Source organism: Cellulomonas sp. GbtcB1, assembly GCF_019091725.1.
Taxonomy (GTDB): domain Bacteria; phylum Actinomycetota; class Actinomycetes; order Actinomycetales; family Cellulomonadaceae; genus Cellulomonas.
The window spans coordinates 1-259 of sequence record NZ_JAGXJG010000321.1; the positions used below are offsets into that span (position 1 = coordinate 1).

General features: G+C 83.4%; 1 protein-coding gene. It reads left to right on the top strand.

The window, feature by feature from the left end; all coding sequences use genetic code 11:
- A partial coding sequence (locus tag KVT14_RS20575) for a hypothetical protein (RefSeq protein WP_217617313.1) occupies positions 1 to 259 on the top strand: 259 nt, incomplete at both ends.

Here is a 259-nt window from a genome sequence, read left to right on the forward strand (position 1 = left end):
CGCCCAGCAGGCCGAGGCCGCGATCGCGGTGCCCGTCTTCGACTCCCCGGAGGCGCCGGGGAGCGGGGGCGAGCGCCGGCGCCGGCTGCTCGGCTGGACCGTCACGACGTTCGCCGTCGCGCCGCTGCTCGACGCGGTGGCCGCCCGGCCCCGCGACGCCGCCGTCGTCAGCGACGGCGCCACGGTCCTCGGCGGGCTCGCCGAGGTCGGCGGCGCGCGCCCCGCCGTGGGCGGCCGGCTCGCCGGGGCGGTGCCGGTC